At 37.5% G+C, this 15,250-nt stretch carries 17 protein-coding genes; 5 read left to right on the top strand and 12 right to left on the bottom strand.

The window, feature by feature from the left end; all coding sequences use genetic code 11:
- Positions 1–161 precede the first annotated feature (161 nt).
- The 12 genes from C0430_RS08490 to hemA all read right to left on the bottom strand — a co-directional run bounded on the left by C0430_RS08490 (position 162) and on the right by hemA (position 10,388).
- Entirely contained in the window at positions 162–1,601 is a 1,440-nt protein-coding gene (locus C0430_RS08490; protein ID WP_290868152.1) for a nucleoside recognition domain-containing protein, read from the bottom strand.
- Between the two features lie 124 nt (positions 1,602–1,725).
- Entirely contained in the window at positions 1,726–2,439 is a 714-nt protein-coding gene (locus tag C0430_RS08485; RefSeq protein WP_290868149.1) for a 3'-5' exonuclease, read from the bottom strand.
- Between the two features lie 127 nt (positions 2,440–2,566).
- On the bottom strand, positions 2,567–3,037 hold the full coding sequence (locus C0430_RS08480; protein WP_290868146.1) for a methylated-DNA--[protein]-cysteine S-methyltransferase: 471 nt from the start codon (positions 3,035–3,037) through the stop codon (positions 2,567–2,569).
- 138 nt (positions 3,038–3,175) lie between these two features.
- On the bottom strand, positions 3,176–3,580 hold the full coding sequence (locus tag C0430_RS08475; RefSeq protein WP_290868143.1) for a c-type cytochrome: 405 nt from the start codon (positions 3,578–3,580) through the stop codon (positions 3,176–3,178).
- 2 nt (positions 3,581–3,582) lie between these two features.
- Positions 3,583–4,578, bottom strand: a complete 996-nt coding sequence (hemB, locus tag C0430_RS08470) for a porphobilinogen synthase (RefSeq protein WP_290868140.1) — start codon at positions 4,576–4,578, stop codon at positions 3,583–3,585.
- A 91-nt stretch (positions 4,579–4,669) separates the two neighbouring features.
- Positions 4,670–5,599 carry an oxygen-dependent coproporphyrinogen oxidase gene (gene hemF / locus C0430_RS08465; RefSeq protein WP_290868137.1) on the bottom strand — a complete coding sequence of 310 codons (930 nt, stop codon included), beginning with the start codon at positions 5,597–5,599 and terminating at the stop codon, positions 4,670–4,672.
- A 7-nt stretch (positions 5,600–5,606) separates the two neighbouring features.
- Positions 5,607–5,903, bottom strand: a complete 297-nt coding sequence (locus tag C0430_RS08460) for a hypothetical protein (protein ID WP_290868134.1) — start codon at positions 5,901–5,903, stop codon at positions 5,607–5,609.
- Between the two features lie 83 nt (positions 5,904–5,986).
- A complete protein-coding gene (locus tag C0430_RS08455; RefSeq protein WP_290868131.1) occupies positions 5,987–6,364 on the bottom strand; it encodes a hypothetical protein in 378 nt (125 codons plus the stop codon).
- 9 nt (positions 6,365–6,373) lie between these two features.
- Positions 6,374–7,402, bottom strand: coding sequence for a uroporphyrinogen decarboxylase (hemE, locus tag C0430_RS08450; protein WP_290868128.1), 1,029 nt, complete (start codon positions 7,400–7,402; stop codon positions 6,374–6,376).
- A gap of 31 nt (positions 7,403–7,433) precedes the next feature.
- The gene (locus C0430_RS08445) at positions 7,434–8,099 is read right to left on the bottom strand and encodes a uroporphyrinogen-III synthase (protein ID WP_290868123.1); all 666 of its coding nucleotides are present in this window, start codon (positions 8,097–8,099) and stop codon (positions 7,434–7,436) included.
- Positions 8,099–9,028 carry a hydroxymethylbilane synthase gene (gene hemC, locus C0430_RS08440; protein ID WP_290868118.1) on the bottom strand — a complete coding sequence of 310 codons (930 nt, stop codon included), beginning with the start codon at positions 9,026–9,028 and terminating at the stop codon, positions 8,099–8,101. Before hemC ends, C0430_RS08445 begins: the two co-directional genes overlap by 1 nt.
- Before the next feature lie 55 nt (positions 9,029–9,083).
- Entirely contained in the window at positions 9,084–10,388 is a 1,305-nt protein-coding gene (hemA, locus tag C0430_RS08435; RefSeq protein WP_290868113.1) for a glutamyl-tRNA reductase, read from the bottom strand.
- Between the two features lie 225 nt (positions 10,389–10,613).
- On the opposite strand from hemA, the gene C0430_RS08430 reads away from it, so the two are divergent.
- The 5 genes from C0430_RS08430 (at position 10,614) to C0430_RS08410 (ending at position 15,240) form a co-directional block, all read left to right on the top strand.
- Positions 10,614–11,486 carry an AraC family transcriptional regulator gene (locus tag C0430_RS08430; RefSeq protein WP_290868108.1) on the top strand — a complete coding sequence of 291 codons (873 nt, stop codon included), beginning with the start codon at positions 10,614–10,616 and terminating at the stop codon, positions 11,484–11,486.
- Positions 11,486–12,031 (top strand): hypothetical protein, encoded by a 546-nt coding sequence (locus tag C0430_RS08425; protein ID WP_290868103.1) that lies wholly within the window; start codon positions 11,486–11,488, stop codon positions 12,029–12,031. The genes C0430_RS08430 and C0430_RS08425 overlap by 1 nt, the downstream gene beginning before the upstream one ends.
- 67 nt (positions 12,032–12,098) lie before the next feature.
- Positions 12,099–13,112, top strand: a complete 1,014-nt coding sequence (gene hemH, locus C0430_RS08420) for a ferrochelatase (RefSeq protein ID WP_290868097.1) — start codon at positions 12,099–12,101, stop codon at positions 13,110–13,112.
- A gap of 40 nt (positions 13,113–13,152) precedes the next feature.
- A complete protein-coding gene (locus C0430_RS08415) occupies positions 13,153–13,710 on the top strand; it encodes a CopD family protein (protein ID WP_290868091.1) in 558 nt (185 codons plus the stop codon).
- A gap of 57 nt (positions 13,711–13,767) precedes the next feature.
- Positions 13,768–15,240: an ATP-binding protein gene (locus C0430_RS08410; protein ID WP_290868085.1), complete on the top strand. Its 1,473-nt coding sequence runs from the start codon at positions 13,768–13,770 to the stop codon at positions 15,238–15,240.
- Positions 15,241–15,250: the final 10 nt, after the last annotated feature.

Genomic DNA, 15,250 nt, shown 5'->3' with positions numbered 1-15,250 from the left:
CAATATCAATATTCCTATCTCCAACGGATTTTAATCCGTTGCTACAATATAATTCGTTCCTATGAAACTTTCACGTACAGCAAAGAGCCATCGGCTCGACACATCTTATGGGCTGGACTTTAATCCAGTTTATTGGGTGTATATCAATTTTTTAAGTTGAATTAAAAAAACCAGCTCGCCACAAAAATCGCCGTAATCACGCAAATTACGTCCACCAAAAGCATTGTTCCTAAAGCATATCGGGTGTTTTTGATGTTAACCGAGCCAAAATAAACCGCAATCACATAGAAAGTGCTTTCGGCACTGCATTGAAAAATGCTGCTCAAGCGACCCGTTAAGGAATCGGCGCCAAAAGTATTCATCGAATCAATCAAAAATCCTCTTGAACCCGCAGAACTGAACGGTCTTAGCAAAGCAACCGGCAAAGCATCGGTGATTTCTTTGCTGACTCCCATATTGGAAAAAGCAAAAGCAATCCAGTTACTGATAATTTCGAACAACCCGCTGTTTCTGAACAATGAAATGGCCACCAACATTCCCAATACATAGGGAAAAATAGTTACGCCGGTTTTAAGCCCGTTATTAGCACCCGAAACAAAAGCCTCATAAACCGTGGTATTTGCCTCGGTAAATTTCTTTTCCTTGACAAAGGACAAGACTAATGTAGCCACGATAATCCCTACCAATATCAAGGCCGAAAGATTAGAAGTAAAATAATTTTTTCCAATTAAATCCAAATGGTTTACGTACATCAACAAACCAACTATGGCTGCAATCAAAACCATTAAAGACAAAACTAAAGAAGCACTTTTGAAATTGATTTTCTGCTTGATTCCAACTATAAGAAAAGCGGCAATCGTACCAATAAACGATGTGATGATACAAGGCAACATCACATCGGCGGGGTTGCTGGCATTGGCAGCAGCACGATAACCAATAATAGAAGTTGCGATTAAGGTAAGTCCCGAAGCGTGCAGACACATAAACATAATTTGTGCATCGCTAGCCTTGTCTTTTTCGGGATTTATTTCTTGTAAACTTTCCATCGCCTTCAATCCAAAAGGAGTAGCTGCGGAATCCAATCCCAAGAAATTAGCTGCAAAATTTAAGGTCATATAGGAAATCGACGGGTGATTTTTGGGAATACTTGGAAACACTTTTACAAATACCGGACTCAATCCTTTGGCCAGTTTTTCAGAGGCTCCAGAAATGATTAAAAGCTCCATCAAACCGCAGAAAAAAGCCAAATAAGCCATAAGCGGCAAAATCAAATCCAGCAAGGTGCTTTTGCAAGTGGGTAACAACCCATCCGATTTTTGAACACCACTAAAAATTTTCACCACTTTATTTTTATACACATAAGTAGTATCGGCATTTAGCGTATCACGGTTGATAACAAAGGTTTTTTCTTCCGATTCATTGATGCTGTCTTTTATAAAAACAGGAATCTGATCCATATATTTCTCAGAAATTAAAACAGGATCGTCTTTTTTTCCGTTTAAAACGTGGTCAATAGTATAACTGTTACCAGAGAACAAACTGAAAATCACAAATGCAATCGAAGAAATGAAAATAACCAACCAAAATCTGCTCAATACCATAATATATAATTTTTGTAAATGTAAATATTTTAAAAAAGTTCAGCCTCAAATTCGCAAATTAAAATAAATTGGAAATAAATATTTGAATTATAAAAAGTCCAATTTCCAAATTTGCGGTGAATAATTAAACATGCATAATCTCTTCCTCAATCAACAAATCTTGCCGGCGAAGGCGAAGGAAAATCTGTGCCACGGCAATGGTGTCTTTTTCGCAATAAGTGACTATTCGGTCGATGTCTTTTTCCACATAAAAAACATGACCTACCTGACTGCCATCGATATCGCCTTTTGGTGAAGGTATTCCGAGAACTTTACACATTAATTTCAAGGAAGTAAAATGCTTGTAGTCGCCAAATTTCCACAATTCTAAAGTATCCAGATGCGGAATTTCCCAAGGTTTTTTGCCAAATAAATTGAGCTTATCGGGAATGGCAATGTTGTTTATAATCATTCGGCGCGCCAGAAACGGAATGTCAAATTCCTTGGCGTTATGCCCACACAAAACGTGTTGCGGCTGATTGAAATGATTGTTGAGCAGATTGTTGAAGTCTTTCAGGATTTTCGTTTCCTCTCCAAAAAAAGAAGTCACCCTAAAATTCCGAATATCGCCCTTGATGACAAAATAACCTACCGAAATACAGACAATTTTCCCAAACTCGGCCCAAATTCCGGCTCGATCGTAAAAATCCTCGGGTGTGTATTCATCTTTGCGCTGGTATTGGGTTTTGTGTTCCCATAACCCTTTCATTTCATCATCCAAAGAATTGAAATCGGCTACTTCAGGAACCGTTTCTATGTCGAGAAACAGGATGTTGTTGAGGTTGATTTTTTCGATCATAATGATTTATTTGAACACAGATTTAATACATTGAAAAAAAAATATAAACTTTTGAAGTCCTAAATTTAGTCAATTTTGTAATCCAATAAATTTAAATTAGTGAAAATTCGTTCAATTCACGTAATTCCTAAAACAAACTTTGCTGCGAAGTGGGATTTTCGTGTCCCAACAGCCATTTTTTCCGCCACAATCCACCGGCATAACCAGTAAGCGAACCATCGGTTCCGATGACTCTGTGGCAGGGAACCACAATCCAAAGCGGATTTTTCCCATTGGCGGAAGCCACGGCGCGAATGGCTTTGACATCGCCCATTTTTTTGGAAAGTTCTAAATATGACATCGTTTTTCCGAAAGGTATTTCGAGTAATTCTCGCCAAACTTTTTGCTGAAATTCAGTTCCTGAAGGATTTAATTTAAAGGTAAAATTGATTCTTTTCCCTTCAAAATAGTCGTCGAGTTGGAAAACGGCTTCTTGTAAAACCATTGGAATTGTTGCTGAAATCTCACCTTCATCTGAAACTGAAATGGTTGAAATGCCGTTTTCATCCCCTATTATTCTGGCGATTCCTAAAGGCGTTTTGATGTAAACAGTTTCCATAATCAAGAAAAAAAACTTACCCGCAAAGTACAGAAAGTTTTTGGCAATGCAAACAAAGAATTTAGCTATAAAAAAACCATCTCGGTTGAAATGGTTTTGTTTATATGAGCTTCTCACTCCTCAAGTCAAAGATGACGATTATTTCAAATTCGAATAAACATAAGCTTCCAGGGCTTTTAGTTCTTCATCAGAAAATGTTTTTGTTATGGCAAAATTGGCTTTCATTACTTCATATTGTGTTGGATCTACAATTGCTTCGCCTTCGCCTTTAAGGAAAGTAACCATGTCGCCATTTTTGTCTTTATAGATTTTGGCAATGTCTTGTAAACTTGGGCCAACTAGTTTCACATCGGGTTTATGGCAAGCCACGCAAGCTCCTTTACCGTTAAAAATTTCTTTTCCCAATTCTTCGGGTTTTTGAACTTCGGTAGTAGCTTCATTTGTTGTTTCATTTGTTGTTTCAGGTTTGCCAAAGGATTCTTCACTTTCTTTTTTACAGGACATCAAAACTAAAACGGACATTAAAAATATAACTTTCTTCATATTTATTTGTTTAAAATTATAGCGGCTTCTTTGGCAAAATAGGTCGAAATCAAACTCGCTCCTGCCCTTTTGATACACATTAATTGCTCCATCATGATTTTGTCGTGATCGAGCCAACCTCTTTCTGCTGCGGCTTTGATCATCGCGTATTCGCCCGAAACATGAAAAACGGTTACGGGAACATTCACTGCATTTTTTACTTCGCGAACAATATCAAGATATGCTATTCCAGGTTTTACCATCACCATATCAGCACCTTCTTCGACATCCATTAGTACTTCACGAATGGCTTCGATGCGATTGGCATAATCCATTTGGTAGGTTTTTTTGTCTTTTGGAACGACAATATCTGCATCTTTTGGCGCACTGCCCAAAGCATCACGGAATGGTCCGTAAAATGCCGAAGCATATTTAGCCGAATAACTCATTATTCCCACATTTTGAAATCCTGCAGCATCCAATCCTTGACGCAAACGCAAAACACGACCATCCATCATATCGCTTGGCGCAACAAAATCGGCTCCAGCCTGAGCGTGAGAAACCGCCATTTTTACCAAAGCATCGTTGGTCGCATCGTTGGCAATATCCCCGTTTTCGATGATTCCGTCGTGGCCATAAATAGAATATGGATCGAGAGCCACATCAGGCATAACAATCATTTCCGGACAAGTTGCTTTGATGGCTTTAATGGCTCTTTGCATCAATCCATCAGGATTCCAAGCTTCTTTTCCGGTATTGTCTTTTAGGGATTCGTCGACTTTTACGTAAATATTTACGGCACGAATTCCCAAAGCAAAAAGTTCTTTAACTTCTTCCACGGTTAAATCTATCGAACGGCGGTAAATTCCTACCATTGATGGAATTTCAACTTTTATGTTTTCTCCTTCTGCAATGAACATTGGGAACATAAAATCGGACGGACTTAATGTCGTTTCTCGAACTAAGGAACGAATACTTTCGTTGGTTCTTAATCTTCTACCTCTTTGTAATGGGAACATATGATTTATGATTTTAGATTAACGATTGCTGATTTATGATTTAAAACGATTTGACGATCTCAGAAAATCTGAAATCAAAAATCGTTAATCATCAATCTGCAATCCATTCTTTTGGTTGTTGTAATACTTTCAATAATTTTTCTTCTTCGCTTCCGGCTTCCGGATGATGGTCATAAACCCACTGAACGTGAGGTGGCAAACTCATCAAAATACTTTCTATTCTTCCGTTGGTTTTCAAACCAAACAAGGTGCCTTTGTCGTGTACCAAATTGAATTCGACATAACGTCCTCGACGGATTTCTTGCCAAGTTCTATTGGCATCCGAATATAGTAATTTTTTTCTTTTTTCGACAATTGGAACGTAGGCTTCCAGAAAACTGTTACCGACTTCAGTTACAAAATCAAACCAATTTTCCATTGACATTTGCTCATTTGCTTTGCAATAATCAAAGAACAAACCACCAATTCCGCGGGCTTCGTTACGATGTGCGTTCCAAAAATAAGCATCACATTGTTTTTTATATTTTAGATAAAAATCCGAATTGTGTTTGTCACAAGCGGTTTTACAAGTTTGGTGAAAATGTTTGGCATCTTCTTCAAACAAATAATACGGAGTTAAATCCTGTCCGCCGCCAAACCATTGTTGAATTACTTTTCCTGAACCTGTACTGAGCGGAGTCGAAGTATCGTACATTTCAAAATAGCGCCAATTGGCGTGAACCGTTGGCACCATTGGACTTTTAGGATGCAAAACCAAACTCAATCCGCAGGCAAAAAAATCGGCTTCGCCCACATTGAACAATTTCTGCATACTGTCCGGTAATTTTCCGTGAACAGCAGATATATTTACTCCACCTTTTTCGAAAACTGTTCCGTTTTCAATCACGCGTGTTCTTCCACCTCCGCCTTCTGGTCGTTCCCAAAGATCTTCTTTGAATTTAGTTGTGCCGTCAGCAGCTTCTAATCCTGCACAGATTTGGTCTTGAAGATTTTGTATATATTGATAGAATTTGTCTTTCATTTTTAAATCAAATAAACATTTTAAATAACATAATTCCAACTAATAATAAAAAGGGTAATGAAATATATTCATAATCAGTGAAATATTTCTTTTTTGAAATTAAATTAATTATTGCAAGTACTAACAAAAATAACAGTGATAAAATTGGAGTAAAAAACATTAATCCAACCATCATATAGCCAGCTCCGCAAGGAGCTTGATTATTAAATATTTCTTGTTTAAAAAAATAAAAATACAATACATATAAAACCCATATATTATAAAGCACAATAGGTAAAATATTATTTTTGTTGTTGATCTTCAAATATTTCAAATTTTATTTTTTAATTACTTAATAAACCTTTTACCTTGTATTAAATCAAGTCAAATACAACTAATGATTCTAAATTAATTTGCTTTTACAGGAGCTGTCTTATTAAAAATTCCAAACGAGAAGACCTTGCTTTCCTTTTGAACATAATCGTAAATGGCAATGGCTTTTCCTGAAAAATCAAATTGACTTTTTTTCGAAAGAGCGATTAAAAAATCGGCAAATATCTCGAAATGATTCCAATCAAAATGAAGTCTTTCCAAATGGGAAATCAATCCTTTTTCATCGAAATCACGAAGACTTTCGACATTCATTCCCAAATCTTTTAGCTCATTTTCAAGCGAAAGAATATCTTCCAAATTCCAGAATTTAGGCACAAAAGTCAGTGAATGCAACATCTTTAGAATGTTGTCTATTCGAATACTTTCCTGATCTCGTAAGCCTTTGTTGAGCATTTTCGAAACTTATTTTTGCTTGTATTCCTTCACCGCATCCACAAATGCTTTAGCGTGATCTACAGGAATATTGGGTAAAATTCCGTGACCCAAATTGGCTATGTATTTGTCTTTTCCGAATTCGTCAATCATTTCGTGTACCATTTTCTTGATGGTCGGAATTGGCGAAAGCAATCTTGATGGATCAAAATTCCCTTGTAAAGTCACGTTTCCACCCGACAAATAACGAGCATTTCTAGGCGTACAAGTCCAATCTACTCCAAGAGCAGCTGCTTTACTTTTTCCCATTTCACCAAGCGCAAACCAACATCCTTTTCCGAAAACAATAACCGGAGTGATTTCGGCCAGCGCCTCCACGATTTGGTTGATGTATTTCCAGGAAAACTCCTGATAATCTACAGGTGAAAGCATTCCGCCCCAAGAATCGAAAATCTGGATAGCGTTGCAACCAGCCTTCACTTTTTCTTTTAGATATAATATGGTTGTATCGGTGATTTTTTGCAATAAAGTGTGAGCAGCAACAGGATTTGAGAAACAAAATCCTTTGGCAGTATCAAAACTTTTCGAACCTTTTCCTTCCACGGCATAACAGAAAATCGTCCAAGGCGAACCGGCAAAACCAATTAATGGCACCTCATCGTTCAGCATTTCTTTGGTCAATTTCACGGCATCAAAAACATAGCCCAAAGTTTCGTTCACATCGGGAACATAAACCTGATTCACTTGTTCCATCGTGCGAATTGGATTGGGGATAATCGGCCCCAAATTGTCTTTCAATTCCACGTGGATTCCCATCGCTCTTGGCACCACCAAAATATCCGAGAACAAAATCGCGGCGTCTGGCCCAACAATTCGAATAGGTTGCACAGTGATTTCAGCAGCCAATTCCGGCGTTTCGCAACGGGTGAAAAAATCGTATTTATCACGCAAAGCCCTGAATTCCGGCAAATATCTTCCTGCCTGACGCATCATCCAAACCGGCGGACGTTCTACTGTTTCTCCTTTTAATGCTTTTAAAAATAGGTCGTTCTTTATCATTTTATAGATGTAAGCTTTCGCTTTTGGTTAATTAATTATATTCGTTTATGCATTCTTCAATCACGTTTTCAACCGAAGGCGAATCGGCAATGATTATGTTTCTGGCTGTTTTTTCCAAAGCTTCTGCAGTGGTTTCGCCAATGCAAAAGCAAATTTCATTTTTTATTTTGTTTTCGGCCAAATAACTTTCCACTCCCGACGGACTGAAAAACAAAATCCCATCGACTGGCGTTTTTATTTTGTGCGGAGTCAATATCGTTTCATAAACTTGTATCTCATTGAAATTGACTTTGGCTGCTTTCAAGGCTTTTGGTAAGGTTTCTTTTCGAAGATTACCACTGAAAAAAGTATAGCTCTGTTTGGCGTAAATCAAGGTGATGATTTCGGCCAAATCGGAAGCATAATCAACGTAAACCTCGACCGTAAAACCATTTTCTTCCAACAATGCCTTGGTTTTCATTCCCACACAAAACACGTTTTTGGATTTTAATTCGCCGCATTTGGGATGCAACAAAACGCTTTGAGCCGCATTTTGACTGGTAAAAATCAAATTGTCGTTGATTCCTTTTAAGTCGAAATCCGAGTTTTTAGTCTTGATAAAATTGGCTTCGGTTACTGAAAAACCTGCATCCAACAAGGCCTGCTTTTGATGGCTCAAAAGTATTTTTGTGGATAGAATATGGATTGGGTTGCTCATTACTTCTTCAAACTTTCCTTAATAGTTTGCATCAACTCTGCTCCACCTTTTTCCAGGATTTCTTGAGCACAAAGGAAACCCAATTTTTTCCATTCTTCAACGGGCACGATTTTTTCAATTTCCAGTTTTTCTTTTCCGTCAATAGCCAACAAAGCACCTTTGAAAACAAAAGTGTCTTCCAACTCGCAATACCTTGCCAAAGCGCCGATTGGTGCCGTGCAACCGCCTTCAAGCGTTTTCAGGAATTGTCTTTCGATGTAGGTGCAAATTTCGGTTTCAACATCATTCAATTGGGAAACAGCGTCGAGTATAAAATCATTATTCCCCATCGCCACCACTACCATTGCGCCTTGGGCCGGTGCCGGAATCATCCAATCGAGATTGATAAAATCAGTTGGTTTCAAGTTGATTCTTTCTAATCCTGCAGCGGCAAAAACGGCTCCGTTCCAGTCACTTTCATTCAATTTTTGCATTCGAGTGTTCACGTTGCCGCGCAAATCGACTACAATATGATTGGGATATTTGTTGAGCCATTGCGCTTGACGACGCAAACTTCCGGTGGCAATGGTTCCGTTTTCTTCCAGAAAATCCAGGTTTCCTTTGTGAACCAAAATATCCAACGTATTGGCTCTTTCAAGAACCGCCGCTTGCACAATACCAATGGGTAAAGCCGTTGGCACGTCTTTCATCGAGTGCACGGCAATATCGACTTGGCCATTTATCATGGCAATGTCCAATGTTTTCGTGAAAATTCCGGTGATTCCGAGTTCGTAAAGCGGTTTATCGAGAATGATGTCGCCTTGCGATTTTACGGCAATGATTTCGGTTGTATAGCCTAAATCGTTTAATTTTTTTTGGACTGTATGGGCTTGCCAAAGCGCTAATTCGCTGTCGCGAGTCCCAATTCGAATTGTTTTATTTGAATTCATTAAACCTTTTTCTTTTTTTAAACCATAAAGATATTAAGGTTTGTTTGGATTTTTACTATGAAAGGGTGATTTTGTATTTTTCCTCGATGGGCGAAGTTGTTTTTTGGGGAGTTTGCATTCCTATTTGGAATACTTTTTCGATAAATTCGATGCTTTCGTCTACCGAAGTGTTTTCGTCTTTCAGGTGACTGGCGAAATGATTGGTGATTTTTTGGATAATTCTGGAAGTGATCAATTCGGCTTGTTCTTCGTCGAAATTAGGCAATTTTTTTCTGTGCAAAGTCATTTCACTTGCCACGATGTCAATCAATTTTGCTTTTAATGCGTGAATGGTAGGTGCATATTTTCTGCCATTCATCCAAGTATTCAATTCCAGTTTCATATCCTCGATAATGGCTTCGGCGGCAGGAATGTGTTGTTTCCTTCTTTCAAGAGTGTCATCGGTCATTTGCGACAAATAATCCATATGGATTAAAGTTACTCCTGGAATTTCTTGCACGTCAGCATTCACGTTTTTCGGGATGGATAAATCCAAAATCAAAAGCGGTTTCTTTAAATTCAAAATAGCTTTGTCGATAGTTGGATTTTGTGCTCCGGTTGCCACGACCAAAACGTCGGATTTTTGTAATTCCAAATGTAAATCGGAATAATCTTTTACCACTAAGTTCAGTTTCCCGGCCAGCATTTCGGCGGTACTTTTAGTTCTGTTTATTAAGGTAATTTGTTCGTTTTTAGTGTGTTTTATTAGGTTTTCACAGGTGTTTCTTCCTATTTCTCCTGTTCCAAAAAGCAAAATATTTTTATTGCCAATATTCTCTATATTTCTGATAATGTATTGTACGGCGGCAAATGAAACAGAAGTGGCTCCGGAACTAATTTCGGTTTCGTTTTTGATTCTTTTGCTGGTTTGAATCACGGTATTGATCAACCGGTCTAAAAAAGTATTGATTAAACCCAAAGTTCGAGATTCATCGAAACTGTTTTTAATTTGTCCAATAATTTCAAAATCACCCAGAATTTGACTGTCTAAACCTGTTCCTACACGAAACATGTGATCGATGGCTTCGTGGTGTTTGTAAACAAATCCCACTTTTTGAAATTCCTCGACAGTGCCATTACTGTTTTCGCAAATCAATTTTATTAATTGAAAAGGGTGGTCTGCATAACCGTAAATTTCGGTGCGATTGCAGGTAGATGTGACGATTAAACTCTCGATGCCTTCCTCTTTTGCTTGGAGCAATACATTGGTCTTTGCTTTGGCATCCAGACTAAATTTACCTCTCACTTCGGCATCAGCCTTCTTGTAACTCAACCCAATGGAGTAGAAAGTTTTGTGTTTCGGTACATTTAGATTTTCCATATATAACCTTTTTCTGATGCGACTGGCAAAGTTAGAACTAAGGTTTCTATTAAAACAACGCTTAAAGTTCTTTTTGTGTCGCTAAATGATTTTTTGCCCTTTATAAAATTTTTAATGTAAAAAAGACTATTTTTGTAACAAAATCAAGCATTTCGATAACAAACTTACAGTTATTTTTTTAAAAAAAAACTGATAATTGTCATATCGCTTAAAAAAAATGTCGCAATGAGTTCTCAAGATATCATAACAATTGAAGACGACTTTACCCTACTTCGTTTCCAAAACGATGGTGATGAAGTATATTTTACCCAACGTGAAGTAAAAAGCGGATTGATTCAATTCCATTTCGGGTTGAAAGGAAAAGCCAAGTTTCTTTTCAATCAAGGAAATTACGCCTTGGATTTGAAAGAAGAAAAATCATTATTACTCTACAACCCACAAAAAGAATTGCCGTTAAACCTCGAAATAGCGCCTAATTCCTGGGTGATTTCGGTTATCATTTCCATTCAAAAATTCCACAATTTATTTTCGTCCGAAGCCAATTACATCACTTTTTTGAGTGAGGACAACAGGGACAAAAAATATTACAAGGAAGGTGACATCAGCCCATCGATGGCGATTGTTTTGAGTCAATTATTTCATTACAACCTGCATCCATCGATAAAAAACTTGTATTACAAAGGCAAAGGATACGAATTGTTGAGTTTGTATTTCAACCGAACCGAAGATCCCAATGCGGAACAATGCCCATTCCTGATTGACGAAGAAAATGTCTTGAAAATAAAAAAAGCCAAAGAAATCATCCTTGCCAATATGGCCGAACCGCCCGGATTGCAGGAACTGGCCGACGAAGTGGGACTGACCTTGAAGAAACTCAAAATGGGTTTCAAACAAATTTACGGAGACACCGTTTATGGCTTCCTTTTCGATTACAAAATGGATTCTGCACGCAAATTATTGGACAGCGGTTCATATAACGTGAACGAAGTGGGCTTAAAAATTGGTTACAGCACAGGTAGTCATTTTATCGCGGCTTTCAAGAAAAAATTTGGCACCACGCCAAAGAAATATTTGATGTCGATTAATCCGAATACTTAATGAAAAAAATCGCGCTTTTATTGACTGTAGTTTTATGTTTTTGTTCTTTTAAAAAAGAGTCAATTCTATCTAATTTTGATAAAATTGAATACTATCATCTTGTTGAAGAAGATAACAATATAAATGGAAAGATTACACCGGAAAAAATTAGAATATTTGAAAATAATCTTAAAAAAAATGAAAAAATTTTAGATGGTTCATTTGTCAAATTATCAAATGAGAAAAATTATATTTTAGAATTTAACTCCAAAAAGTTTATTAAAAAGCAATTTTCAACTGCTGATATCAGTGAATTTTTGAAGATTTTCAATACTGATGTTTTTTTAGATTATGACACAAAAGCTTGTGCCCCAGAATATAGAGATTTCTTAATTTTAAAGAAAAACGATAAAACTGTTGGAATTGTAAAGATTTGTCTTCAATGTCAAATGCATAGTATTGAAGGAAGAAATCAAAGAAACAAAAAAATTAATTTTGGAGGCTGTATTGAAATGAATCAGGCAAATAAGATAGAGACTCTTTTGAAAAAATATCAAACTCAATAAATTTAGATTATCAATCATAATTATAGAAAACATTAAATTATACAAATTAGATTTTTAAACACAAAATATGAAAGGAGTTCTACTAGTAAACCTCGGTTCACCCGAAAGTCCAACAGCAAAAGACGTAAAACCGTATTTAGACGAATTTTTGATGGACAAATACGTGATTGACGTTCCCTTTTTATTGCGAGCATTGCTAGTTCGGGGTATCATTTTGAGAAAAAGACCCGAGAAATCTGCCGCAGCTTACGCCAAAATCTGGTGGGATGAAGGTTCTCCGCTTGTCGTAATTTCCAAAAGAATGCATGAAAAAGTAAAGCAACAAGTTGACCTTCCTGTTTCATTGGCAATGCGTTACGGAAACCCATCTCTTTTATCAGGATTAAAGGAATTACACGACAAAGGCGTAACCGAAGTATTGCTTTTTCCATTGTATCCGCAACACGCGATGGCTTCGACAACGACCATTTTAGAACTGGCCGAGGAGCACAGAAAAAAGTATTTCCCAGAAATGAAATTCACGATTGTTCCTGCTTTTTATAACAAACCAGATTATTTAAAAAACCTTGCCGATTCCATTCAATCCCATTTGGAAGGTTTCGAATATGACCATTTATTGTTCTCCTATCACGGAATTCCGGAGCGACACATTCGCAAGACGGACATCACCAAATCGCATTGTAAAATTGATGGTTCATGCTGCAACACGCCTTCGCCAGCACACGAATTTTGTTACCGTCACCAATGCTACGAAACCACGAAACAAGTGGTAAAACTTTTGGGAATCCCGGAAGGAAAATACAGCCAAACTTTTCAATCACGATTGGCGGGAGACAAATGGCTTACGCCTTACACAGATGTTGAAGTGAACAAAATGCCCGAGAAAGGCATCAAGAATTTGGCTGTCGTGACACCTGCTTTCGTTTCGGATTGCCTAGAAACCTTGGAAGAAATCGCAATGGAAGCCAACCATCAATTCAAGGAACACGGCGGCGAGAATTTTATGGCCATTCCCTGCTTGAACGACGATGACGAATGGTGCAAAACGGTGGCAAATTGGATAAATGATTGGGCTAAATAAATATTTTTGTCGCGAATTCACGGCTAATTAAAAGAGCAAAATGGACTACTACAACTACCTCAAATCCCTGCACCTTATCTTTGTCATGACTTGGTTTGCCGGACTTTTTTACATTGTTCGCTTGTTTGTGTACCAAATTGAAGCCAACGACAAACCTTCGCCAGAAAAGGAAATTTTACAAAAGCAATTCAAAATAATGACGTATCGTTTGTGGTACATCATCACTTGGCCCTCAGCAGTTTTGGCCAGTATTTTTGCATTTTGGATGTTGTTTTTTACCGATATTGGAAAAGCCTGGTTGCAAATGCCATGGATGCACGTAAAACTTGGCTTTGTTTTTGTGCTGTATTTGTACCATTACAAATGCCATAAAATATTCAAACAATTGCAAAACAATGAAGTAAAATACACGACAAATTATATGCGTTTGTGGAACGAAGGTGCCACGATTATCTTGTTTGCCGTAGTGTTTTTGGTCATTCTAAAAAACGCCGTAAACTGGATTTATGGAGTGGTCGGAATTATGTTGTTTTCAATTTTGATTATGTTGGGCTTTCAATTTTACAAACGAATTCGAGAGAAAAACAGTGATCAGTGATCAGTGGCCAGTTGCAAAGCTGGAAACTGAATACTGAATTATTGAATACCGAACACTATGCTAAAAGACTTCAAAATATCAATGCTTTCGTTGCGAACCAGGATTTTCCTTTCGATGATTGTATTGATTATTGTGGCTTCGGTGTTGCTGGCGTCGATTTCGATTTTTCAATTCAAGAATGAGGCCAAACAATACCATCAAGAAAGATTAGAACACAAAGAAGACGCCATAAAAGAGAACATTATTTATGTACTTTCGAATACCACTTATCCGCTTACGCCAAATAATTTATCGCTGATTTTTAAAGATAAAATCCACGAATTATCGGATATCCACAATCTTGAAATCAATATTTACAGTCTGGACGGAAGACTTTTAAAATCTTCCAAATCGAGATTTTCCATCGATCCGGTTGATCCTCCAATTCCAAAATACATCCTGAAACTGGTTCAATCTTCAGTTGAAAAACGCTACGTTGACATCAAAAATATCGATGGAAAAAAGAACCGTTCTTCTTATAGTTTGATAAAAGACGACAAGTTCAAACCCTTGGGAATCCTGAATTTACCTTATGTGGAAGACGACAGTTATTACCAAACCGAACTGCAAAATTTCTTGATTCGATTGGCACAAGTGTATTCATTTATGCTTTTGGTAGCTTTTGCAGTGGCTTATTTTCTTTCGTCCTACATCACAAAATCATTGAAGACCATTTCGGATAAATTGAGCGAAACGAGTTTGAACCAAAAAAACGAAAAGATTGTTCTGGAAGCCAACAGCAAAGAAATCAACCTTTTGATAAAAGCTTATAACGGGATGGTTGACGAACTCGAAGAAAGCGCCTTGAAACTGGCCCAAAGCGAACGAGAAGAAGCTTGGCAAGAAATGGCCAAACAAGTAGCGCACGAAATCAAAAACCCGCTGACGCCAATGCGCTTGACGGTGCAAAGTTTTCAAAGAAAATTTGACCCGAACGACCCAAATTTAAAACAAAAAATCAACGATTATTCTGAAACCTTGATTCAGCAAATCGACACGATGAGTTCCGTGGCATCGGCATTTTCGAATTTTGCTTCGATGCCGGCACAACAAAATGAAACTTTGAACGTGGTGGCTGTTGTCGAATTGACCATGGATATTTTCAATGAAGAATACGTCCATTTTAAAGCGGAAGAAGACGAAATTATTTCGAAAATTGACCGAACACAACTCATTCGAATCATTACCAATTTGGTCAAAAACGCCATTCAAGCCATTCCCGAAAGCCAAGAAAACAAGGCGGTATGCGTCAACATCAAAAAAGCGATGGGCAATGTCGTCATTACTGTTGCCGACAACGGAATTGGAATTGCCCCAGAAGATTTCAATCGGATTTTTGAACCCAAATTTACTACCAAAACCAGCGGAATGGGATTGGGTTTGAGCATCATCAAAAACATTATCGAAAATTATAACGGAACCATCACATTCGAATCCCAAAAAGGAAAAGGGACGACTTTCAAGGTTTCTTTGCCCATTATAAACAAATAAACATACAAAG

The organism is Flavobacterium sp., from assembly GCF_013823965.1.
Classification (GTDB): domain Bacteria; phylum Bacteroidota; class Bacteroidia; order Flavobacteriales; family Flavobacteriaceae; genus Flavobacterium.
Note: the sequence above shows the minus strand (reverse complement) of the source record. Positions and strands in the feature narration are given on the sequence as shown.